Consider the following 567-nt stretch of genomic DNA (forward strand, 5'->3'; position numbering starts at 1 on the left):
CCGATAAATAATAATATTCTTCGCCAACAGACACAAATGTGATATCCGTTACCATTTTTTGATTAGGTCCTACCGCCTTGAACTTCCTTTTCAGACGGTTAGGAAAGAGGTTAGAAGGAATATGACCATGTCGTTTTCTCTTTTTTCGGATGACTGATTGGATGTTCATTGCTGCCATCAATCGGTAGACCTTTTTGTGATTAATTAAATACCCGTTTTCATTTAATTCGTCTGTAATACGGGGTCGTCCATATTCGGGATGCATGAAATGTATGCCCAAAATGTGCTCTCGAATCTCTTGTTCATCCCTAACTTTTTCTTCTCGTTTATGATTGTTTTTTCTCCATTTGTAGTAGCTTGCCGGTTTGATATAGGCAATCTCCAACAGCCAGGAGACCGGATAGGTAACCCTTAACTCATCCACCAATTCATATTTCATTCGTCTGGGGTTTTCTCCTCCTTTACCAGATTTGGATACTGCTTTTTTAGAAATTCAACTTGTGCTTTCAAATAATCCCTTTCCTCTTCAACCGACTTAAATTTAGTCCTAGGCCTGCCTTTTAAAGG

General features: G+C 39.0%; 1 protein-coding gene. It reads right to left on the reverse strand.

The window, feature by feature from the left end:
* Positions 1-439, reverse strand: a 439-nt coding sequence (locus LCM23_RS25745) for an IS3 family transposase (RefSeq protein WP_224939364.1), incomplete at its 3' end; no start/stop codon positions are given.
* Between the last annotated feature and the right edge of the window lie 128 nt (positions 440-567).

The sequence above is a fragment of the Cytobacillus kochii genome (genome assembly GCF_020171845.1).
GTDB classification, from domain to species: domain Bacteria; phylum Bacillota; class Bacilli; order Bacillales; family Cytobacillaceae; genus Cytobacillus; species Cytobacillus kochii.